The 20,576-nt window shown below is 56.4% G+C and carries 18 protein-coding genes and 1 pseudogene; 14 read left to right on the forward strand and 5 right to left on the reverse strand.

The features are described 5' to 3' along the window. Positions 1-44: 44 nt before the first annotated feature. Positions 45-2,162, reverse strand: a complete 2,118-nt coding sequence (gene pqqU / locus AC4OVS_RS10810; RefSeq protein WP_491922390.1) for a TonB-dependent receptor PqqU — start codon at positions 2,160-2,162, stop codon at positions 45-47. 247 nt (positions 2,163-2,409) lie between these two features. Here pqqU and yncE point away from each other — a divergent pair, with 247 nt between their 5' ends. After that, positions 2,410-3,471, forward strand: a complete 1,062-nt coding sequence (gene yncE, locus AC4OVS_RS10815; RefSeq protein WP_473003128.1) for a 7-bladed beta-propeller protein YncE — start codon at positions 2,410-2,412, stop codon at positions 3,469-3,471. 92 nt (positions 3,472-3,563) lie between these two features. Here yncE and ansP read toward each other — a convergent pair whose 3' ends face one another. Then, entirely contained in the window at positions 3,564-5,060 is a 1,497-nt protein-coding gene (ansP, locus tag AC4OVS_RS10820) for an L-asparagine permease (protein ID WP_038416116.1), read from the reverse strand. Positions 5,061-5,387: 327 nt separating this feature from the next. Further along, entirely contained in the window at positions 5,388-6,278 is an 891-nt protein-coding gene (locus AC4OVS_RS10825) for a LysR family transcriptional regulator (RefSeq protein WP_491922391.1), read from the reverse strand. A 112-nt stretch (positions 6,279-6,390) separates the two neighbouring features. Between AC4OVS_RS10825 and AC4OVS_RS10830 the strand changes: the two genes are divergently transcribed. The 11 genes and pseudogenes from AC4OVS_RS10830 (at position 6,391) to AC4OVS_RS10880 (ending at position 16,375) form a co-directional block, all read left to right on the forward strand. Continuing rightward, a complete protein-coding gene (locus AC4OVS_RS10830) occupies positions 6,391-6,789 on the forward strand; it encodes a (R)-mandelonitrile lyase (RefSeq protein WP_108367597.1) in 399 nt (132 codons plus the stop codon). A gap of 108 nt (positions 6,790-6,897) precedes the next feature. Then, positions 6,898-7,899: an MsnO8 family LLM class oxidoreductase gene (locus tag AC4OVS_RS10835; RefSeq protein WP_491922392.1), complete on the forward strand. Its 1,002-nt coding sequence runs from the start codon at positions 6,898-6,900 to the stop codon at positions 7,897-7,899. Next, positions 7,896-9,017: an amidohydrolase gene (locus AC4OVS_RS10840; protein WP_017382285.1), complete on the forward strand. Its 1,122-nt coding sequence runs from the start codon at positions 7,896-7,898 to the stop codon at positions 9,015-9,017. Before AC4OVS_RS10835 ends, AC4OVS_RS10840 begins: the two co-directional genes overlap by 4 nt. Positions 9,018-9,033: 16 nt before the next feature. Continuing rightward, positions 9,034-11,297, forward strand: a pseudogene (locus AC4OVS_RS10845) (NtaA/DmoA family FMN-dependent monooxygenase). Positions 11,298-11,306: 9 nt separating this feature from the next. Next, positions 11,307-11,816: a GNAT family N-acetyltransferase gene (locus AC4OVS_RS10850; RefSeq protein ID WP_193543642.1), complete on the forward strand. Its 510-nt coding sequence runs from the start codon at positions 11,307-11,309 to the stop codon at positions 11,814-11,816. 9 nt (positions 11,817-11,825) lie between these two features. After that, positions 11,826-12,752: an amino acid ABC transporter permease gene (locus AC4OVS_RS10855; RefSeq protein WP_022648227.1), complete on the forward strand. Its 927-nt coding sequence runs from the start codon at positions 11,826-11,828 to the stop codon at positions 12,750-12,752. Then, positions 12,736-13,509, forward strand: a complete 774-nt coding sequence (locus AC4OVS_RS10860; RefSeq protein WP_491922393.1) for an amino acid ABC transporter ATP-binding protein — start codon at positions 12,736-12,738, stop codon at positions 13,507-13,509. The genes AC4OVS_RS10855 and AC4OVS_RS10860 overlap by 17 nt, the downstream gene beginning before the upstream one ends. 67 nt (positions 13,510-13,576) lie before the next feature. Next, a complete protein-coding gene (locus tag AC4OVS_RS10865) occupies positions 13,577-14,194 on the forward strand; it encodes a glutathione S-transferase family protein (protein WP_022648224.1) in 618 nt (205 codons plus the stop codon). Positions 14,195-14,231: 37 nt separating this feature from the next. Further along, positions 14,232-14,462, forward strand: a complete 231-nt coding sequence (gene pptA, locus AC4OVS_RS10870) for a tautomerase PptA (protein WP_022648223.1) — start codon at positions 14,232-14,234, stop codon at positions 14,460-14,462. A 185-nt stretch (positions 14,463-14,647) separates the two neighbouring features. Then, a complete protein-coding gene (locus AC4OVS_RS10875) occupies positions 14,648-15,649 on the forward strand; it encodes a Kdo(2)-lipid IV(A) acyltransferase (protein WP_171936113.1) in 1,002 nt (333 codons plus the stop codon). A 90-nt stretch (positions 15,650-15,739) separates the two neighbouring features. Further along, complete coding sequence (locus tag AC4OVS_RS10880; protein WP_022648221.1) at positions 15,740-16,375, forward strand: ECs1377 family protein; 636 nt, start codon at positions 15,740-15,742, stop codon at positions 16,373-16,375. 140 nt (positions 16,376-16,515) lie between these two features. On the opposite strand, the gene AC4OVS_RS10885 is transcribed toward AC4OVS_RS10880, so the two are convergent. Then, a complete protein-coding gene (locus AC4OVS_RS10885) occupies positions 16,516-16,992 on the reverse strand; it encodes a GNAT family N-acetyltransferase (RefSeq protein WP_022648220.1) in 477 nt (158 codons plus the stop codon). A gap of 85 nt (positions 16,993-17,077) precedes the next feature. Here AC4OVS_RS10885 and AC4OVS_RS10890 point away from each other — a divergent pair, with 85 nt between their 5' ends. Then, on the forward strand, positions 17,078-18,013 hold the full coding sequence (locus AC4OVS_RS10890) for a LysR family transcriptional regulator (protein WP_491922394.1): 936 nt from the start codon (positions 17,078-17,080) through the stop codon (positions 18,011-18,013). Here AC4OVS_RS10890 and AC4OVS_RS10895 read toward each other — a convergent pair. Then, positions 18,008-18,310 (reverse strand): ArsR/SmtB family transcription factor, encoded by a 303-nt coding sequence (locus AC4OVS_RS10895; protein WP_022648218.1) that lies wholly within the window; start codon positions 18,308-18,310, stop codon positions 18,008-18,010. The two genes, AC4OVS_RS10890 and AC4OVS_RS10895, sit on opposite strands and share 6 nt — an antisense overlap. A 161-nt stretch (positions 18,311-18,471) precedes the next feature. Between AC4OVS_RS10895 and fusA the strand changes: the two genes are divergently transcribed. Beyond that, positions 18,472-20,574, forward strand: coding sequence for an elongation factor G (fusA, locus tag AC4OVS_RS10900; RefSeq protein ID WP_023300184.1), 2,103 nt, complete (start codon positions 18,472-18,474; stop codon positions 20,572-20,574). Positions 20,575-20,576: the final 2 nt, after the last annotated feature.

Genomic DNA, 20,576 nt, shown 5'->3' on the forward strand with positions numbered 1-20,576 from the left:
TTTGCTTATTTTTTTACCGGCAACGTGCGCTGCCGGAGAATGGTTTACTCAAAACGATAAGAGACCGACAGGCCCACGCCATAGTTACGACCAGGGGCAGGTTCGTAATAGCGGTTGTAGCCAGCGTTAACAATCTCTGAACCGGCGTACTCTTTATCGAACAGGTTATCGACGCGACCAAAGACGTCCATTCCCCATTTGCCGTAGTTGAGTTTATAGCCGGTATTCAGGCCCACAACGGTATAAGAGGGCGCTTTAGCGGTGTTGATATCGTTGGCCATGACATCGCTCATGTAGCGGGCATCTGCCCCCGCGTACCAGCCTTCCTCAGGCTCCCAGCCAAACGACGCATATCCCATGTTACGGGCGATCCCCGGCATCCGGTTGCCGCTACAGTCTGCATTGCTACAGACGTTGGTGCGGTAGGTGGCATCAAGATAGGTCCACGCCATCTTCAGCTTCCAGTTCTCGGCAAACTGCTGGTCGAGCGCAATTTCCACACCCTGACGGCGCGTTTTTCCCGCGTTTTTATAAGTCGTGCGACCATCCTTGCTTTCGTCCACCACGATCTCATTGTCGGTATCCGTGCGGAACAGCGCCGCCGTCAGGATGCCATTGCCGATGCGGGTTTTGCTGCCAATCTCATAGGTGTTGTTGGTGGACGGTTGCAGGTTCATATTGAGGCCACCTTTGCCATCAGAACGGTAGGAAAGTTCGTTGATGGTCGGCGTCTCAAATCCCCGTCCTGCCGCGGCATACAGGTTCCATGCGTCGGTCACGGCGTATTTCACCGCACCTGCCGGGAGCCATTTGTGGTAGCTGGCGTCGCCGCTGTCATCACCGTTTTGCGGGGTAATGTAACGATCGTTGGAGTCAAACCAGACGGAGCTATAACGTACGCCCGCCTCTAAGGACAGTTTTTGCGTTAGCTGCCACTGGGTTTGCAGGTAGGGATCCAGGTTCCACATCAGATTGCGTTCGTCACGGCGTTTATTACCCTTCACGCCATAATCTGGCACGCCGTTGCCCATCACGAAGTTCTCATACCCGCGACGATTTTCGCTCATGTTTTCGTAGTTCAACCCGGTGGTAAATGTCACCGGAACCAGCAGTTCGCCGCGGTGGGTCCAGCGCGTATCAATACCCTGATAGTGACGCTGCATATCAATCACACCGCCCGAATGCGCAGGATTCTCGCGCTGAGTGGACGCCGGAATGGACTGGTACTGAGTCATTTCACGCTCACCGGCATACATCATCACGCTGAGGTCGTCCTGTTCGCTCAGCTGACGGTCGTAGCGGATCCCGGCCTGGGTCTGCTTAATGGTCTTACGCGTGTTGTACTGATCGCCACGTGGTGACTGGCGCGGGTTATTCTGCCACTCCTCATAGCTCAGTCCGCCTGGATCGTTGGCTTTCATGTCCACGCTGTTAAAAATCAGCGTCAGCTTGCTGACATCATTAATGCGCACGCCCAGTTTCGCGTTGGCGAGGTTTTTGCGCGCGCCGCTGTGGTCGCGATAGCCATGGGTGGTAAAACGGGTAGTGGATACGGCGTAATCCACATCGCCCGCCTGAGTACCATCACCCACCGCCCCGGTGGCCTTCATACCGTAACGCCAGGTGCCGTAGCTGCCGTAATAGCTGCTGGCTTCAATGGTGGCTGGCTGTTGTCCGGTCTGGGTGTTGATGTTGATCACGCCGCCGGAGGCATTACCGTACAGGGCAGAGAAGGGGCCGCGCAGCACGTCGACGCTCTCTATGCTGTTGAGGTCAATGTTTGATGTCTGCCCCTGGCCGTCGGGCATGGTTGCCGGAATGCCGTCCACGTACATACGGATCCCGCGTACGCCGAAGGTTGAGCGCGCGCCGAATCCGCGAACGGAAAGTTGCAGATCCTGAGCATAGTTCTGGCGGTTCTGGATTTGCAGGCCAGGTACGCTCCCAAGGGATTCAGAAAGGTTGATGCGCGGTGTGGCATGTCGCATATCCTCGCCGCTCACCACGCTGACTGCGGCCGGGGTGTCCAGTTCGGAGACGGTTTGCGGCGTGGCGCTGACGATCAGGGTCTGTTCATCCGCGGCCATCGCACTCAGCGGGCCAAAAATGACGGGAACGAACAACAGGGGTAGTGAGGCCTTATGGGCAGTAATAATTTTCATGGAGTAAGCCGGTTAAGAAAAAATTCGAACCAAATCAACTGGAACCTGTGTATATATGTTAAATCCTTTGTAAATGTTATGAAAACTATAACCGCACATTTCGTGAATGTAAGGTTTTGCAGGAAAGAAATACTCCACATTCAACTCATTAATGATTACTATTCTCATTAAAATAACGGCAAAGCGATGACTTTGCCCGCCGGAAGCGATGTCAGCGGTAAATCTCCTCATTTAAAAAGGAATTGTTATGTCTTTACGTCATCTGTGCTCGCCGCGCCTGCGTGGGTCTCTGCTGTTGGGCTCTTTACTGTTTGCCGGTACGTTCCAGGTTCATGCCGCTGAAGAGATGCTGCGCAAAGCGGTCGGCAAGGGCGCGTATGAAATGGCCGTCAGCCAGCAGGAAAACGCGCTGTGGGTTGCGACGTCACAAAGCCGCAAAACCGATAAGGGCGGCGTGGTCTATCGTCTGGATCCGGTCACGCTGGAAGTGACGCAGGCGATTCATAACGATCTCAAGCCGTTTGGCGCCACGATCGATAACGCCACCCAGACGCTGTGGTTCGGTAACACCGTCAACAGTGCCGTGACGGCGATTGACGCCAAAACGAGCGAGGTGAAAGGGCGCCTGGTGCTGGACGATCGCAAACGTAGCGACACGGTGAAGCCGCTTCAGCCGCGCCAGCTGGTGGCCGATGACACGACCAATACGGTATACATTACCGGCATCGGCAAGGAGAGCGTGATCTGGGTTGTTGATGGCGCAACGCTGAAGCTGAAGGACACCATTAGGAACACCGGCACGTTCAGCACCGGTCTGGCGCTGAATGCGAAGGCAAAACGCCTGTATACCACCAATGCGGACGGTGAGCTGGTGACCATTGATACCGTGACCAACAAAATCCTCAGCCGTAAGAAAGTACAGGAAGACGGAAAAGAGCACTTCTACCTGAACCTGAGCCTGGACACTGCCGGCCAGCGTGCGTTTGTGACGGATTCAAAACAGCCTGAAGTGCTGGTGGTGAATTTGAAAGATGGCAGCGTAATGCAGAAAATCGCCGCGCCAGAATCGCTGGCCGTACTGTTTAACCCGGCGCGTAACGAAGCCTATGTGACGCACCGCGAGGCGGGCAAGGTGAGCGTGATTGACGCCAAAACTTACAAAGTGACCAAAACCTTCGATACGCCGGTTTACCCGAACAGCCTGGCGCTGTCTGCGGACGGTAAAACGCTGTACGTGACGGTGAAACAGAAGTCTACCCGTCAGCAGGAAGCCACTCAGCCTGACGATGTGATTCGTATCGCGCTTTAAGGTAGGAATTGCCCGGTGGCGCTGCGCTTACCGGGCCTGGAAAACCATGAAATGCAGGCCGGGTAAGGCGTAGCCGCCACCCGGCTTTTTTATTAACGCGACGTCTCTTCCACCAGCGGACCATCCTGATTGTCATCTCCAGGATGAACCGGGGCGGTACTGTGGATTTCATTCACGCGTTTACGCACGCCAAACCAGCCAGCAATCAACAGCACCGCCAGCAGCGGGATTGTGGCGATGGTGTAAGTACCGTTCGGGTAGTCGAAGGCCATCAGCACCAGCACACTCAACAAGAACAGCAGGGTAAGCCAGGAGGTCACCGGCGCGCCCGGCAGCTTGAAGCTGACGTCAGCCGCTTTCCCTTCTTTAATTGCTTTGCGCAGACGCATCTGACACACCACGATAAAGGCCCAGGAGGCGATGATGCCCAGCGCAGCGACGTTCAGCACGATCTCAAACACCTGAGACGGCACGAGATAGTTCAGGAACACGCCAAAGATATACACCACCAGCGTAGCCAGAATACCCGCGTAAGGCACCTGCTGCTTGCTCATCTTCGACATAAACTTCGGCGCAGAGCCCCCCATCGACATGGAGCGCAGGATACGGCCCGTCGAATAGAGCCCGGAGTTCAGGCTGGAGAGCGCGGCAGTCAGTACCACGATGTTCATGATGCTGCCCACGTACGGCACGCCCAGCTTAGAGAAGAAGGTCACAAACGGACTTTGCCCCGCCTGGTATGCATTCCACGGCAGCAGCAGTACCAGCAATACCACGGAGCCCACATAGAACAGACCGATACGCCAGATCACGCTGTTGATGGCTTTTGGCACCATCGTCTGCGGATCTTTACATTCACCTGCCGCCGTACCGACCAGTTCGATGGAGGCAAAGGCGAATACCACGCCCTGGACCAGAACCAGCGCTGGCAGCAGGCCGTGCGGGAAGAAACCACCGTTATCGGTAATCAGGTGGAAGCCGGTGGCGTTGCCGTCCAGCGGTTTACCGGTGCCGAGGAATACGGTCCCGACCACCAGGAAGATCACAATGGCCAGCACCTTCACCAGCGCGAACCAGAACTCCATCTCGGCGAACCATTTCACGCCGATCATGTTCATGGTCCCGACGATTGCCAGCGCCCCGAGGGCGAACACCCACTGCGGCACATCGCCAAACGCGCCCCAGTAGTGCATGTACAGCGCAACGGCGGTGATATCGACGATACCGGTCATTGCCCAGTTAACGAAGTACATCCAGCCCGCGACATACGCGGCCTTTTCACCGAGAAATTCACGGGCGTAAGAGACAAAGCTACCGCTGGAAGGGCGGTGGAGCACCAGCTCGCCGAGGGCGCGAAGAATGAAGAAAGAGAAGATCCCGCACACCAGATAGACCAGGGCGAGAGCGGGGCCAGCCATTTGCAGACGTGCGCCTGCACCTAAAAAAAGACCTGTACCGATAGCGCCGCCGATGGCGATCATCTGAACCTGACGGTTGCCCATCGCCTTGTGATAGCCCTCTTCATGAGAGTTCAACCAGCGACGTTTAGCAGCATGATGATCGGCTGCGCTTTTATTGCTTGTTTTCATTGAGTTACCTGTTTGCCTGTCTGAACCATTAACGTGATAGTCCTGCCTGGCAGAAGCCGAAACAAACGATTGCTTCTGCGCAGACACATGCTGCCTTTCCAGTCATTCTGTGTATGGATAAGGCAAAACATGGCGAGGCATCCTACCCGCAATTGATAAGCGACGCAAAATATAACCGTGCCGAAAGTGATGCTCGTCGAAGGAAATCGTGTGGTCAGAGCAGACTGCGATCACAACGCGCTGAATCGTGACGTTTTTTTAGGCAAAAAGGTCGGCGAATGCTGATTTAATCATCAGGTTTACTTAATAGTTACCTATAGGTAGAACTTATGGATGCCGCAGAGCTGCGATAAGTAATGAAAACGCGGAAGTGTGCTGGCGGCGGCTCGGATAATAGAGATGATAACCGGCAAAAGCCGGACACCAGGCTTCAAGCACACGCACTAACCGGCCCTCAGCAAGGGCGTCCTGAACCGCATCTTCCGGGACGTACGCCAGCCCCAGACCGTTTTCGGCGGCATCAATGCGTTGCGGCAGGCTGTTGAGGATCAACTGGCCGTCAACCCGCACGCGCAGCTCACGTCCGTCCCGTTCAAATTCCCAGGCATATAATCCGCCGCGTGTGGGCAGGCGCATATTAATGCAGCGGTGCTGATCAAGCTGCTCCGGCGTTTCCGGTACCCCGAAACGATGCAAATAGTCTGCCGACCCGACGACCGCCATGCGCATGTCCGGCGCAATACGTACCGCAATCATATCTTTCGCCACCTGCTCACCCAGACGCACCCCCGCGTCAAAGCGGCCATCGACAATATCTGTCAGCCCATCGTCCACCGTGACTTCAACGTTGATGTCAGGATACTGCGCCATAAAGGGTTTAAGCACAGGCCACAGCACGGCAGACATGGCGTGCTCCCCGGCGGTTAGGCGTATATTCCCGGCAGGTCTGTCGCGGGTATCACGCAGCGCGGTAAGTTCCTGCTCGATCTCCATCAGATGGGGGCTTAAGCGCATGAAGAGTTGCTCGCCGGCCTCGGTAGGGGCCACGCTGCGGGTGGTGCGGGTTAACAGACGGACTTCCAGCCTCGCTTCCAGATTGCGCATTGCGTGACTGAGCGCCGACTGAGATACCCCAAGCTGCGCCGCGGCGCGGGTAAAACTGCGCTCCCGGGCGACAACCATAAAGGAGAGCAGATCGTTGAAGTTGTCTTTTAACATGGCGGCTTATCCTATTTATGAATTGAACTCATAGTTCCTTTCTGATTATGCACTCTAATGCTCCCCATGGCTTTACGCTACTGTTAACGCAACAGCAAACGAGGAGTTAATCATGAAAATTATCCGTAGCGGTTCGTTACCTTCCGTTCAGGGGCCAGAGGCCTGGTTTACCGGCTGCGTGCGTATTGACGCGCCTTTCCAGGCGACTGAACCGGCAAAAGTCGGCGGCGCGACCGTCACCTTTGAACCCGGCGCACGTACCGCCTGGCATACGCATCCTCTTGGACAAACGCTGATCGTGACGCAGGGGTGCGGCTGGTTACAGGAGTGGGGGAAAGAGGCGGAACCGCTGAATCAGGGTGATATCGCCTGGATCCCACCCGGCGTGAAGCACTGGCACGGCGCAAGCGCGCAGACGGCCATGACCCATATCGCCATCGCAGAAGCTGTCGACGGGAGCCCGGTGGCATGGCTGGAGAAGGTCACCGACGAGCAGTATCCGAACGAGTAGCGGTAAGCTATAGCTGATTTCCGGCAATCCAAATGTAAATTAATTGTTTCTCAGAGGTGAAATCCGCCTTTAATAATGACGACATGTTAAGTCAAACGAGAACGCAACATGTCATGGCGAATCAGCATTCTGGATAAAAGCCCCGTCGCAGAACACGAAACAGCCGCCGATGCGCTGGCGCGAACCTTAGCACTGGCGCAACAGGCAGAAACGCTGGGTTATCACCGCTTCTGGATTGCCGAACACCACAATACCCCGCAGCTTGCCAGCCCCTCGCCGGAGCTGCTGATTGCCTGGATCCTCGGGCAAACAAAACGTATTCGCGTGGGCTCAGGCGGCGTCATGCTGCAACATTACAGCCCCTATAAAGTCGCCGAAAATTTTAACGTACTGGCCGCCATTGCGCCGGGCCGGGTTGATCTGGGCGTTGGCAAAGCGCCCGGCGGTCTGCCGCTCTCTACCCGTGCCTTGCAGCACGGCCTTAATCCGCAGGAAAGAGGCAGCTTTGCTGAACAACTGACGCAGCTCGATCGCTGGATCCGCCCTGAAAATCAATCAGCGGAGGATGACGTTCGCGCCACGCCGCTGCCGCCGGTGCCTGCCCGGGGGTTTCTGCTGGGCGCCAGCACAGAAAGCGCGCTGCTGGCGGCCTCCCTCGACTGGCATTTTGTCTTTGCCGCCCATCTGAACGGTGATCCTGAGCTGCTGCGCGAGGTCGTCACAGCGTGGCGTCAACACAGCGTCCGGGAGGTGATTGTGGCCGTGCAGGTCATTGTTGCCCCAACCCAGACTGAGGCCGATGCGCTGGCGCAGAAGGTTGAAGTGTGGGGCGTGGAGCTGGTAAACGGACAGCGCGTCACCGTGGCCAGCGAAGAACAGGCCTACGCCTTTGCGGGGCAGGCGGGGAGTGACCCGGTGCGCATCGCGCGTCGGGCGCAGTCTCTGATGGCCGGAACGGCGGCGTCGGTGCTTGAACAGCTCAACGCGCTGCATCAGCAGTGGGGAATTGACGAATTTATCATCGACACGCCGGTCGCTGATGGCGCAACGCGCGCGCAGTCACTGCGACTGCTGGCCGAGGCGCGATTTAACAGGGAGGTGACCGTATGAGCTTTAGCGAACAACTGATTGCCTGGCGCCGTGAGCTGCACCAGAACCCTGAACTCTCCGGTCAGGAGGTCGAAACAACGGCGCGCCTGCGCGAGTGGCTGACGGCGGCCGGTATTGCACCGCTGCCTTACGATCTCCAGACCGGGCTGGTTGCGGAGATCGGCACGGGCAACGCACTGGTTGCGCTGCGTGCCGATATCGACGCGTTACCCATCGACGAGCGCAGTGGGGTGCCGTTTAGCTCCCGGCGTGCGGGGGTGATGCATGCCTGTGGCCATGACATCCACACCAGCGTGATCCTCGGCGCTGCGTTAAAGCTAAAGGAGCGGGAAGCCTCGCTCAACGGTCGCGTGCGGATCCTGTTCCAGCCTGCGGAAGAGAATTTCGGCGGAGCAAAAAGTATGGTGCGGGCCGGGGCGTTACGTGACGTACGCGCGATTTTCGGAATGCATAACGAGCCTTCACTGCCGGTCGGCGAGTTTGCTACGCGCGGCGGCCCGTTCTATGCCAACGTCGATCGCTTCGTTATTCATGTTACCGGCAAAGGCGCGCATGCCGCACGTCCCCATGAAGGCAACGACGCCATCGTGCTGGCAAGCCAGCTGGTGACCGCGCTGCAAAGCGTTGCCAGCCGTAACGTCAATACGCTGGATTCGGTTGTTCTGAGCGTGACACGCATCGCCGGGGGGAATACCTGGAACGTGCTGCCGGAAAGCGTTGAGCTGGAGGGCACGCTGCGCACGCACCGTACGGAAGTGCAGCAGAACGTGAAAGCGCGCGTCGGTGAAATCGCCGCCGGATTTGCCAGCGCCTTTAGCGCGCAGATCAACATCACCTGGTACGCCGGACCCACCGCGCTGGTGAACGATGAGCACTGGGCCGGGTTTGCCACCTCGGTTGCGCGCGAAGCGGGATATGAAACCCGGCATGCGGAACTGCACATGGGCGGGGAGGATTTCGCGGTCTATCTGCAAAACATACCCGGCGCGTTTGTCAGCATTGGCAGCAACAGTCCGTTTGGGTTACATCACCCGGCATTTAACCCGGACGAAGCATTAATCGAACCCGCTGCCCGCTATTTTGCTCAGCTCGCGGAAAAAGCCCTGCAACACGTTTAATTAATTTGAGGTGAATATGTCTGCACATCGTCAATTGCGGCTGGGGACCATTTTGCATGGTGCATCCGGAAATATGTCTGCCTGGCGCCACCCGGCGGCGGTCGCGGATGCCAGCATTAATTTTGATTTCGTCAAAGAAACGGCTTTAAAAGCAGAAGAGGGCAAGCTCGACTTTATATTTGTGGCCGACGGTCTTTATATTAACGAGAAATCCATTCCGCATTTTTTAAACCGCTTTGAGCCGCTGACGGTGTTGTCCGCGCTGGCGAGTATCACCTCGCGCCTGGGGCTGGTCGGCACGTTATCCACCTCGTACAGCGAGCCTTTCACCGCTGCACGCCAGTTCGCCAGCCTCGATCACCTGAGCAACGGACGCGCAGGCTGGAACGTGGTGACGTCGCCGCTGGAAGGGTCAGCGAAGAACTTCTCCCGCGAAAAACACCCGGAGCATGCGCTGCGCTACCGCATTGCCGATGAGTATCTCGACGTGGTGAAAGGGCTGTGGGACTCCTGGGAAGGGGATGCCTTTATCCGGAATAAAGAGAGCGGACAGTTCTTTGATGCGTCGAAACTGCATACTCTGGATCACCACGGTGATTTCTTCCGGGTTTCTGGCCCGCTGAATATTGGCCGCACCCCGCAGGGACGTCCGATTGTCTTTCAGGCTGGTGCGTCCGACGACGGTAAAAAGCTGGCGGCAAAACATGCTGACGCGATTTTTACCCACCATGACACGCTGGAAGAAGCCCAGGCTTTTTACCGAGATGTTAAACAGCAGCTGGAAAGTCACGGCCGCCGCGCAGGGGATTTACATATATTCCAGGGCGTCAGCGTGATTGTTGGAAACGACGCCGATGACGTAGAAAACCAGTATCAAACCACGGCGGCACTGGTCTCCATTAATGATGCGCTGAATTACCTTGGACGTTATTTCGAGCATCACGACTTCAGCCAGTATTCCCTCGACGCGCCGTTCCCGGATATTGGCGATTTGGGCAAAAACAGCTTCCGCAGCACCACCGATGAAATCAAGCGTAACGCCCGTGAGCGCAACTTAACTCTTCGTCAGGTCGCGCTGGAAGCCGCATCGCCGCGCCCGCGTTTTTCCGGCACACCGGAGCAGGTGGCCGATGGTTTACAGGCCTGGTTCGAAGAGAAGGCGGCGGATGGCTTCATCATTCAGGGCGGTACGCCGGACACCTTCCCGCGCTTTGTCGACCAGGTGGTCCCCCTTTTACAGGCGCGCGGCCTGTTCCGCACCGACTATCCCGGCACCACGCTGCGCGAAAGTCTGGGCTTAGACGAGCCCAAAAATCAGTTCACACAACAATAAAAGAGAAAAACGCTATGCAGAAATCATCGCTTATTCTGGCGCTTGCGCTGGCTTTTACCCCTGCCGTCTGGGCAGAGAACGTCAATATTAACGGCACCGGCGTGAGCATTGAGGCCAATAAAACGCCGATCAATACCGCCAAAAACAGCGATGCGATCGCGCAACTGCCGAAAGACTATCGCTTTGCCGTGCCGGGGAAATTTACCGTGGCGGTGGCGGGACTGAATCAACCGCCGCTGACGGTCTTTTCCGACGACAACAAGACCCTGCTGGGAAGTGAGGTCGACATTGCGCGTCTGGTGGCGGACAGCCTTGGGCTGGAGCTGAACGTGGTTCCCACCTCCTGGGAGGACTGGCCGCTGGGGGTGGCCTCCGGGAAATACGATGCGGCTATCAGCAACATCACCGTCACCAAAGCGCGCAAAGAGAAGTTCGACTTCGCCACCTATCGCAAGGATTCACTTGGCTTCTACGTGAAATCCACCAGTCCCATCAACTCGCTTGTGAAGGCAGAGGATATCGCCGGGCTGCGCATCATCGTGGGTTCCGGCACCAACCAGGAAGCCATTCTGCTGGCATGGAACGAAGAGAACCTCAAAAAAGGGCTGAAACCCTTTACGCCGATCTACACCAAAGACGACGCGGCCCAAACGCTGGCACTTCAGTCGGGACGCGCGGACGCCTACTTTGGCCCGAACGTGATCGGCGCCTGGAAAGCGGCGCTCAACGGTAAAACCAAACTTGTCGGCAGCGTCGACGGCGGCTGGCCGAAGGCGGCGCATATCGCGGTGACGCTGAAAAAAGGCAGCGGCCTGGTCGAACCGGTTCAAACCGCGCTGAACGGCGCGATCAAGAACGGAGATTACGAAAAGGTGCTGAACCGCTGGGGGGAAGGCGTGGAGCGTATCTCCAGCTCCGAAGTTAACCCGGCGGGTCTGGGCGATTAAGGAGGCGCTATGCTTGAACAATTTCGTGACGTTTCGCCGGAAGATGCCGATCTTCAACCCATTATCGCGGGGCTTTTCGGTGAGTACGCCGCTCGTTACGGCGACTACTTTTCAAAGGATGCGGAAGTCGAGCTGACAGAGTGGTACCTGGCGCCGCAGGGGCTGTTTATCGTCCTGGAGCGCGATGGCGAGATCATCGCCACCGGGGCGTACAAGCCCTTCGACGAACATACCGCAGAGATCAAACGTATCTGGACGAATAAAACGCTGCGCCAGCAGGGACTGGCCGCGCGCGTGGTACAGGAGCTGGAGCGCCGGGCGGTGCTGGCGGGTTACAGCCACATCTACCTGACTACGGGGTTTCGTCAGCCGGAGGCGGTGCGGCTCTATCTCAGTCAGGGGTATCAGCCGCAGTTCGATCTCAACCGCGACCCGGAAGAGTATAGCCAGCCGCCGTTCGACGGTCGGCTGCGTTTCACCAAGACGCTGATCCGCGAAGCGCTCAGCAAAACCGCATAAGGAGCGACGATGAGCAACGTTGAAACCATAAAAGTGGTCCCGGCACGTTATCCGCTGCGCGCTGCTGGCGCCGTGGTGGCGCTGTTTGTGCTGGCTGTCGTGATCCAGTCCGTGGCCTTTAATCCGCGCTGGGAGTGGGCGGTATTTGCCCGCTGGTTCTTTGACCCGGTGATCCTCGAAGGCGTCGGACAGACGCTGCTGCTGACGTTGATAAGCACCGTATTGAGCGTGGTGATTGGCGGCATGCTGGCGCTGGCTCGGCTCTCGTCATCATGGCTGTTGAGCAGCCTGGCGTGGGGCTACATCTGGCTGTTCCGATCGCTGCCGCTGATCGTGGTGCTGATTATCCTCTATAACTTCTCCTATCTCTACGACACGCTCTCTCTCGGCGTGCCTTTTACCGGCATTACCTGGGGCAGCTTTGAAACCATCAATGTTCTCGGGCAGTTTTCTACCGCCATCGTGGGGCTGACGCTGGTGCAGAGCGCCTATACGGCGGAGATCATTCGCGGGGGCTTCCTTGGGGTCGACCACGGTCAGTATGAGGCGGCCGCTGCGCTGGGTCTGCCGGCGTGGCGTCGCACCGTGCGCATAATTCTCCCCCAGGCGCTGCGTACCATCCTGCCGTCCGGGTTTAACGAAATCATCAGCCTCGCCAAAGGGACGGCGATGGTTTACGTGCTGGCGATGCCGGAACTGTTCTACACGATCCAGATGATCTACAACCGCACCCAGGAGGTGATCCCGCTGTTGATGGTGGGGGCCGTCTGGTATCTGGTGATCACCACCGTACTGTCTGCCATCCAGCATGTTATTGAGCGTGGACTCGCCCGCAGCGAGCGCCGCTCCGCCGTAAACCAGAGCCGGGCGACCAGCCGCGCGCGTTCCGTCACCACTTCGTCAGCACAGGAGCCCGTTCATGCAAGCCTCTCCTGAAGGACACATTTCCATAACCGGCGTCAGTAAGTTTTTTGGCCGACATAAAGCGCTCGATAACGTCACGCTTGAGATCCCACCGGGCTCCGTGACGGTGATCCTCGGACCCTCTGGATCGGGAAAATCGACGCTGCTGCGCACTATTAACCATCTGGAGCGCGTAGACGAAGGCTTTATCCAGATTGACGGGGATTACATCGGCTATCGCCGTCAGGGTGACAAACTCTACGAGCTCAAAGAGAAAGAGATCCTCAAACAGCGCGTCAACGTTGGGTACGTGTTTCAGAACTTCAATCTTTTTCCGCATCTTACGGTGCTGGAAAACCTGGTTGAAGCACCCATCGCGCATAAAAAGTTCAGTAAAAAAGAGGCTATTGAAAACGCCTACAGCCTTCTGGATGTGGTAGGTCTGCGCGATAAAGCCGATGCCTGGTCGCGTCACCTCTCCGGCGGCCAACAGCAGCGCATCGCCATTGCCCGCGCGCTGGCGCTGTGCCCGCGCGTGATGCTGTTTGATGAGCCAACTTCGGCGCTGGATCCGGAACTGGTTGGCGAAGTGCTGGACGTGATTAAAAAGCTCGCCCGCTCCGGCACTACGCTGGTGGTGGTCACCCATGAGATCGGCTTTGCCCGGGAAGTGGCGGACCAGGTGGTATTTATGGTCGACGGTAAAATTGTGGAGCAGGGCAGCAGCGACGACGTGTTAAACCGACCGTCGCATCCGCGAACGCGCCAGTTTTTGTCGAAAGTATTGTAGTTTTCCCGCCTGGGATAATCTGGTCCTACTGCTCTACACTTAGGGTTTTCAGCCCTGAGGAGGCAACATGATCAAACTCTATGGCGTACCCGGCTGGGGATCGGCAATCAGTGAGGTGATGCTGACTCTGGCAGACATCCCGTATCAGTTCGTCAACGTGGATGGGTTTGACCAGCCCGGCCCGCAGCGCGAATTGCTGTTGAAACTGAACCCGCTGTGCCAGGTGCCGACGCTGGAGCTGGAAAATGGGGCGATCGTGACGGAAACCGCGGCGATCGCCCTGATGGTGCTCGACAGACGACCCGACCTCGCGCCGCCCGTTGGGCAGGCCGAGCGCCAGCAGTTTCAGCGCCTGCTCATCTGGTTTGTGGCGAACGTCTATCCCACCTTTACGTATGCAGATTACCCGGAACGCTGGGTGCCTGATGCCCCGGAACAGCTGAAGAAAAACTGTATTGAGTACCGGAAATCCCTCTATCTGTGGTTTGACAGCCAGCTCAGCGCCTCGCCTTATGCCTTTGGCCAACAGCTTACGCTGCTTGACGTCTATATTGCCGTCGTGCGTACCTGGGGGCCAGGTCATGAGTGGTTTACCACCAACGCACCTAATATCACCGCCATCGCGGATGCCGTCTGCGCGTTGCCAGAACTGCACAAGGTGCTAAAAGCTAACGACATAATCTGATAACGTGGAACGCTAACCTATAAAAGGAGCCCTGCCCATGCCTCACGTTGATATCAAATGTTTTCCACGCGATCTGACTGACGAACAAAAAACGGCCCTGGCGGCGGATATCGCCGAAACGATAGTCCGTCATCTGAACAGCAAAGATCGCTCAATCTCCGTGGCGCTTCACGAAGTCCAGGAAGCTGACTGGAAGGCGCAGGTCTGGGATACCGAGATTGGACCTAAACTGGATGAACTGATTAAGAAGCCCGGCTATTCGATGTAACTCGCCTGCCGGGTGGTGCAGTATCACCCGGCGATCCCCGCCTTTCATTCCTTTCGCAAAAATCGATAATAAACAGCACAACGTTTCCGCTACAATTCACTCCTCCAAACAATATTCGTTAAATCAGCAGGTAAGCACTACAACTGCACCAGATTAAGTACAGATAGTAAAAGGATAATTTTTTCATGACAAAATTACCTCGGTTTTCACTCGCCTTTATGCATCCTCGTTACTGGCTCAGTTGGGCAGGCATTGCTGCGCTCTGGGGCACGGTTCAGCTTCCGTATCCGCTTCTGTTAAAAGCAGGGCACGGACTCGGGCGTCTGGCCATGCGTCTGCTTCCACGCCGCGTGGAAATCGCCAGACGAAATCTTGAGCTTTGCTTTCCGGAGATGAAAGAGGGTGAGCGCGAGCGTTTGCTTGAGCGTAATTTTGAATCGGTTGGAATGGGCGTCATCGAAACGGGCATCGCGTGGTTCTGGCCTGACTGGCGCGTGCGCAAACACTTCAGCGTGACCGGCTACGAACATATGGAACAGGCAAGGGCGCAAGGAAGGGGCGTGGTGCTCATTGGCATGCATTTTCTCACGCTGGAATTAGGCGCACGCATCTTTGGCATGCTCAACGCGGGTATTGGTGTCTATCGTCCCAACAACAATGCGTTGCTCGACTGGCTACAGACGCGCGGTCGTCTGCGTTCCAATAAAACCATGCTCGACCGTTACGATTTGAAGGGCATGATCCGCGCGCTTAAGCAAAATGAGATCCTGTGGTATGCCCCGGATCACGACTATGGAAAAACGAATAGCGTGTTTGTGCCGTTTTTTGCCGTCCCGGACGCCGCGACAACTGCCGGGAGCTATATGCTGGTGAAAAGTGCCAGACCGGCCGTGATCCCGTTTGTACCACGCAGAAAAGCAGACGGCACAGGGTATGAGCTGATTATCCTGGACGATATTAGCGATACCTTGCAGGGAGGCGATAAAGTGGCCGTGGCTACGCAGATGAACAGGGCAATTGAGCGTGCGGTGATGATGGCACCCGAGCAATATATGTGGCTGCATCGTCGCTTCAAAACGCGTCCTGAAGGGCAACCGGACCGGTATGCGCGAAAAAAACAGGTCCAGTCCTCAGTCAGAACTTTCGCTGCCAGCGATATGTCGGATCGGTCGAGTATCCAGCAGTAGCACAGGGGGCGGATGCCGTTGCGCTCCGCCCTTTATAAAATCTGCGCCGCTGGATAGAATTACCGCATCCACCTTGTCGGGATGCAAAATATGACCGGAAGAGTCGACTATCACCTTGAAAAATATCTCCTCACCGAAGTCGCCGAGCCAGAACGTCTGACCCGCCAGTGGGCAGAAGTGATGCGCGAGTGTCGCGAGCAAAAATCCGGTGCGGAAGAGCGTTTGCGTCTCGCGCTGTTGAATGTGGATTATGTGACCAGCTTTGAGCTTCCCTTCCGGTTACTCCTCACCCGCGCCCCGCAGTTGATTGATGGGATCAGAAATGAGTTCCAGCTCAGTCAAAAAAATGTCCTGTTCAACGGCAAGCGGTTTGGCTGCGTTTACAGCCTTAAACAGGACCTGGAAGGCGTTCCTGACGAATTTACCTATCACCTGAAAACGCGGATCCAGCGAAGCGACAGCACTGGCGGAAGTGAAGTACCTTACCGGCAAATTGCACAGCAGGTGAAAGCGCCCAGGGAACGACTCAAACTGGCACTCGAAAATGGACTATCTGTAACGGCGCTCGACGGGCTTTTCTGGTTTGGCATTCAGCGCATCGCGGCCGATGTGCAGAGGCTTAGAAAAACGGGCACGAGGATTGTGACGTCAGAGACTGAGGTGTTTGATACGCTAACGATGACAACCCGGCGGATCCCCGTATACAGCCTGACGCAGCCGGAATGAACCTCGGCCGCTGAATCGTCGAGCGTCTCAGAGAAAACAAAAAAAGACGGTAAGCTCTTTCTCAGATATACCGTGCTTCAGCAACGCTTTCATTGACATTATGCCCCTTAGAAAGAGGGGCGTTTCACGCGATGGCATTGCTACTCAGCAAATGCCCGCAATGCCTCGCCATCAAGACGATAGCGTACCCATTCGGACTGCGGTACCGCGCCGATGCTCAGATAAAAATCAATTGCAGACTGGTTCCAGTCAAGCACGCTCCATTCCAGCCGGCCGCAGTGACGTTCCACTGCGCATTGCGCGATATTTTTAAGCAGTGCTTTTCCCGCACCCTTGCTGCGGTATTCCGGGGAGACATACAAATCTTCCATATAGATGCCGTTGCGGCCAAGCCAGGTGGAATAGCTGGTGAAAAAAACGGCATACCCCACAGCATGGCCTGCATATTCGGCAACCAGCGCTTCGGTTTTACTGTCTGCACCAAACAGCGTTTTACGGATTTCGTCCGGCGTGGTGACCACTTCTTCTGGCGCTTTTTCATAGACTGCGAGTTCGTAAATCATATCGTATATTGCCGCTGCATCTTCAGGTCGCGCCTGACGAATCGTAATGCTCATTCCTTTCCCTTTATCTTTGTTTGTAGTTGATGGGGATAAGCATAAAGGCTAATGTCAGAAGAATTAAGTGCAATGAAATCAATAAATGATGAATATTATGCATCCAGCCTTAAGGCGCCTTGATTTAAACCTTCTGCCGGTTTTTGACGCGATTTATCGCCACAGTTCCGTTCGACTTGCGGCAGATGAGCTGGCGATGAGCACCTCGGCGCTCAGCCATGCCCTGTCACGGCTGCGTGTTTCGCTCAACGACCCGCTGTTCTACCGGGAAGGACATCGAATGTGTCCCAGCGTCTATGCAACACAGCTTGCGCCAGTTATTGCATCGGCCCTGAAATATCTCGACCAGGAGCTGTCGCCGCAGCCGGAATTTGATCCTGCTATTAGTACAGCGTGTTTGCAGATCGCGATAACGGACTTTACCGCGTTCTGCATATTCCCTGCGCTCATGAATACGCTTCAACAAGCGGCGCCTGGCTTGCGTCTGGAATTACGATATTTGCCGCACAGCCCGGCGTTGACGGAATTACTGGCAGGAGAGGTGGATCTGGCCTTGGGATTCAGCACCATTGAGGATCGCCGGTACCCGGAGCTGGAAGAGATCAGCTGGTTCGAAGATGAATATGTGGTGATTAGCAATGCGAGCCGGAGCGCGCTCACGCTAGAGGATTATCTCGCCGCCCGGCATCTTGTGGTTACGCCGTGGAATGAGAAGCAGGGGGTGCTGGATTTGCAGCTGGAACGCATGGGTTATACCCGACACATTGCGATCAAAACCCCGTCTATGCTCAGCGCCCCGTTTGTTATTGCAGAAAGCGATCTGCTGATGGCGTTACCTCGATTCGCCGCTGAAAAGCTGCTGCCAGCTACCCGTATTAAAATTTTTGATTTACCGTTCCACATCAGTCCGTTTGAAGTAAAAATTTATTCGCACAAGCGCAGCGGGAAACGAGGCGTTACGAACTGGCTCAAAGCTACGCTGCGCGCGCTGGCCGAAAGGCAACAGTCAGTGCGCTTATGATTTCGACTGTAACAGGATCGCCATCAGCCCCGGAAAGCGGGCGTCCAGATCTTCTCTTCTCAGTGAAATCATATTCTCGCGCCCCTGCGGGCGCTGCCAGATCACGCCGCTGTCGCGCAGTACACGCCAGTGGTGAGTCATGGTTGATTTCACCACCTCGTCCGGGCGCAGCGCGTTGCAGCTCAGCTCACTGCCGTCGGCCAGCCGTCGAATAATCGCCAGCCGCAGCGGATTGCCGAGGGCGAACAGCACATTTTCCAGCAGTATTTGTTCAGGTTCCGGGTGGTTTGGGATCATCGTTTTCCTGCGTCTCGCGTGAGATTGAGCTATATCAACAATAGGTCAACCGTTAAAAAATAGTTCGATAATACTCGTACAATAGGACTATTATAACAAACGAACAAACACGCGACTATCCTGGTCGTCACAAACCCGTCATGAAGACGTAAGGAAATATCATGCCCCGACCCATTCCACTCGAACGTTATCGCAACATCGGTATCTCCGCGCATATCGATGCGGGCAAAACAACCACCACTGAGCGCATCCTGTTTTACACCGGGATGAGCCACAAGCTGGGTGAAGTACACGATGGCGCGGCAACCACCGACTGGATGGCGCAGGAGCAGGAGCGCGGGATCACCATTACGTCGGCGGCGGTGAGCTGTTTTTGGCCCGGCATGGACAGAGGCTTTGAACCGCACCGCATCAATATTATCGACACCCCCGGGCATGTGGATTTCACCATTGAGGTGGAACGTTCCATGCGTGTGCTCGACGGCGCGGTGATGGTTTATGACTCCGTCGGCGGCGTGCAGCCGCAGTCGGAAACCGTCTGGCGTCAGGCGAATAAATATCACGTCCCGCGTCTGGCATTCGTCAACAAAATGGACCGCCCGGGTGCGGATTTCTTCCGCGTGGTGCGGATGATGCAGGAGCGGCTGAAAGCTAATCCGGTCCCGATTGTGATCCCCGTGGGCGCAGAGGAACACTTCACCGGCGTGGTTGATCTCATCAAGATGCGCACCATTCTTTGGGATGATGCGACCCAGGGCATGGCGTTCACCTACGCGCCGGTGCCCGACGATCTGCTGAGCACCGCCCAGACGTGGCGAGAAAAAATGGTCTCGTCTGCGGCAGAAGCCAGCGATGAGCTTATGGATAAGTACCTTGAGACGGGCGAACTGGATGAAGCTGAAATCATCAAAGGGCTACGGATCCGGACGATCTCCGGTGAAATACAGCCCATGCTGTGCGGCAGCGCTTTCAAGAACAAGGGTGTGCAGCGCATGCTCGACGCGGTGATTGAATTGATGCCGTCTCCACTGGACGTGCCCGCTATTGATGGGGTAGACGAAGATGGACAGCACGCCGAGCGCCACCCAAGCGATGATGAACCATTCTCTGCGCTGGCCTTCAAGCTGATGAGCGATCCGTACGTCGGACAGTTGACCTTTATTCGCGTCTATTCCGGCATACTGCGCAAAGGCGACGCGGTTTATAACCCGGTGAAGGGCAAAAAAGAGCGAATCGGGCGCATCGTGCTGATGCATGCCAACGACCGCCATGAGGTGGACGAGTTGCGCACAGGGGATATCGCAGCCTGTGTCGGGCTGAAAGACGTCACCACCGGTGACACGCTGACCGACCCGAATGCGGTGATCACCCTTGAACGGATGGAGTTCCCGGACCCGGTTATTTCGCTGGCGATTGAGCCGAAAACCAAGGCCGATCAGGAGAAAATGGGGATCGCCCTACAGCGCCTGGCGGCGGAGGATCCGTCTTTCCGCCTGCACACGGACGAAGAGTCCGGTCAGACCATTATCTCCGGGATGGGCGAACTGCATCTCGAAATCATCGTTGACCGCATGAAGCGTGAGTTTGGCGTTGAGGCAAACATTGGTCGTCCACAGGTCACCTACCGTGAAACCCTGCGTAAAGCGGTGAAGGATATTGAAGGTAAATTTGTCCGACAGTCCGGCGGGAAAGGGCAGTACGGTCATGTGGTCCTGAGTCTGGAGCCGTTAGCAGCCGGAAGTGGTTTTGTGTTTGAAGATGCCACCAAAGGCGGGGTAGTGCCCCGGGAGTACATCCCGTCGGTGGAAAAAGGCTTGCGAGAAGCCATGAATACGGGTGTGCTGGCGGGCTATCCGGTTGTCGATGTGAAAGCGACCCTGACGTTTGGTTCCTACCATGACGTTGACTCCTCGGAGATGGCCTTCCGCATGGCGGCGATCCTCGGCTTCAAAGAGGGCGCGCGGCGGGCGGATCCGGTTATTCTTGAGCCGGTGATGCACGTTGAGGTGGAAACGCCGGAAGAGTATGCCGGGAACATTATGGGCGATCTCTCCTCCCGCCGCGGCATGGTGCAGGGGATGGCAGAGCAGTACGGCAGCCAGATTATTCGCGCTGACGTCCCACTGGCTGAAATGTTTGGCTACGCCACTACGCTGCGCTCGATGTCCCAGGGGCGCGCGACGTATACGATGGAGTTCCATCATTTTGCGGAAGCTCCGCGGAATGTGGCGGATGAGATTATTGCGAAGCGCGTGAAGAGTTAATT

Source organism: Enterobacter sp. 4974935, assembly GCF_058661735.1.

Bases quoted from the DNA above. Each gene is read 5' to 3' on its own strand.
- AC4OVS_RS10880 (WP_022648221.1), top strand. From the start codon at position 15,740: ATGACCGGAAGAGTCGACTATCACCTTGAAAAATATCTCCTCACCGAA.
- ansP (WP_038416116.1), bottom strand. From the start codon at position 5,060: ATGAAAACAAGCAATAAAAGCGCAGCCGATCATCATGCTGCTAAACGT.
- AC4OVS_RS10855 (WP_022648227.1), top strand. From the start codon at position 11,826: ATGAGCAACGTTGAAACCATAAAAGTGGTCCCGGCACGTTATCCGCTG.
- pqqU (WP_491922390.1), bottom strand. From the start codon at position 2,162: ATGAAAATTATTACTGCCCATAAGGCCTCACTACCCCTGTTGTTCGTT.
- AC4OVS_RS10865 (WP_022648224.1), top strand. From the start codon at position 13,577: ATGATCAAACTCTATGGCGTACCCGGCTGGGGATCGGCAATCAGTGAG.
- AC4OVS_RS10835 (WP_491922392.1), top strand. From the start codon at position 6,898: ATGTCATGGCGAATCAGCATTCTGGATAAAAGCCCCGTCGCAGAACAC.
- AC4OVS_RS10850 (WP_193543642.1), top strand. From the start codon at position 11,307: ATGCTTGAACAATTTCGTGACGTTTCGCCGGAAGATGCCGATCTTCAA.
- pptA (WP_022648223.1), top strand. From the start codon at position 14,232: ATGCCTCACGTTGATATCAAATGTTTTCCACGCGATCTGACTGACGAA.
- yncE (WP_473003128.1), top strand. From the start codon at position 2,410: ATGTCTTTACGTCATCTGTGCTCGCCGCGCCTGCGTGGGTCTCTGCTG.
- AC4OVS_RS10830 (WP_108367597.1), top strand. From the start codon at position 6,391: ATGAAAATTATCCGTAGCGGTTCGTTACCTTCCGTTCAGGGGCCAGAG.
- AC4OVS_RS10890 (WP_491922394.1), top strand. From the start codon at position 17,078: ATGATGAATATTATGCATCCAGCCTTAAGGCGCCTTGATTTAAACCTT.
- AC4OVS_RS10875 (WP_171936113.1), top strand. From the start codon at position 14,648: ATGACAAAATTACCTCGGTTTTCACTCGCCTTTATGCATCCTCGTTAC.
- AC4OVS_RS10825 (WP_491922391.1), bottom strand. From the start codon at position 6,278: ATGTTAAAAGACAACTTCAACGATCTGCTCTCCTTTATGGTTGTCGCC.
- fusA (WP_023300184.1), top strand. From the start codon at position 18,472: ATGCCCCGACCCATTCCACTCGAACGTTATCGCAACATCGGTATCTCC.
- AC4OVS_RS10860 (WP_491922393.1), top strand. From the start codon at position 12,736: ATGCAAGCCTCTCCTGAAGGACACATTTCCATAACCGGCGTCAGTAAG.
- AC4OVS_RS10885 (WP_022648220.1), bottom strand. From the start codon at position 16,992: ATGAGCATTACGATTCGTCAGGCGCGACCTGAAGATGCAGCGGCAATA.
- AC4OVS_RS10895 (WP_022648218.1), bottom strand. From the start codon at position 18,310: ATGATCCCAAACCACCCGGAACCTGAACAAATACTGCTGGAAAATGTG.
- AC4OVS_RS10840 (WP_017382285.1), top strand. From the start codon at position 7,896: ATGAGCTTTAGCGAACAACTGATTGCCTGGCGCCGTGAGCTGCACCAG.